At 75.0% G+C, this 767-nt stretch carries 1 protein-coding gene; it reads right to left on the bottom strand.

Translation table 11 applies throughout. From position 1 onward, the window contains the following. Positions 1 to 311: 311 nt before the first annotated feature. Positions 312 to 644: an EscU/YscU/HrcU family type III secretion system export apparatus switch protein gene (locus G3N92_RS34755; protein WP_206131965.1), complete on the bottom strand. Its 333-nt coding sequence runs from the start codon at positions 642 to 644 to the stop codon at positions 312 to 314. Positions 645 to 767 lie beyond the last annotated feature (123 nt).

The following is a 767-nucleotide window of genomic DNA, read 5'->3' as shown; positions in this document are numbered from 1 at the left end:
TGCGCTCGCCCGACGCACGCGGCGCGATCTTGAAGTCGCACCGGCAGCGGTGGCTCGAAGAAAACGGGCGCCGCAAGGATCCGAGGGACGGGGAGCTGGCGCTGCGTCAGACGGGGAGCGGCGCGCAGCGGCCGGCGCCGCCGGCCGCGGGCGGCAGCGGCGTGGCGGTGCGTTCGTAAGACGGGGAAACCAAGCGGGGCGGAACGGGGCGGGACGCGACAGCGCGATTCGGGCGCAGCCGCCACGCTTGAAACCGTGCAGCCGCGCTGCCGCGTCCAACCCGGGCCGGCTTGGCAAGCCCGGCCGGCCAGTCAGCGCTTGGGCTGCGGCAGCGCCGGAAACGCGCTGCCGTCGTCGGGCTGGCCGCCGTCGCGCGGGGCCGCGCGTTCGAGCGAGTAGAGCCAGGCCAGCAGTTCGGCCACGGCCTGATACAGCGCGGGCGGGATCCGGTCGTCGAGATCGACCTGCATCAGCAGCGACACCATCTCGGGCGCCGTATGCACGTACAGCCCGGCCTCGCGCGCCCGCGCGACGATCATCTCCGCCACCAGCCCGTAGCCCTTGGCGACCACGCGCGGCGCGCTGTCGCCGCCGTTCGGATCGTAGACCAGCGCGGCCGCGCCCTTGCGGCGGTCGGCGCTCACAGCCAGGCTCCGTCGTCGAGGAAGCCGAATTCGTCGATGCCGTCGAAATCGCCGAACGGACGGGCGGCCGGCGCGGCTGCGCCACCGCGGGCTGCGCTGACGGCCCCCGCCCGCCCGAAGCGC

The organism is Burkholderia sp. Ac-20379, from assembly GCF_017104645.1.
Classification (GTDB): Bacteria; Pseudomonadota; Gammaproteobacteria; order Burkholderiales; family Burkholderiaceae; genus Burkholderia.
Note: the sequence above shows the minus strand (reverse complement) of the source record. Positions and strands in the feature narration are given on the sequence as shown.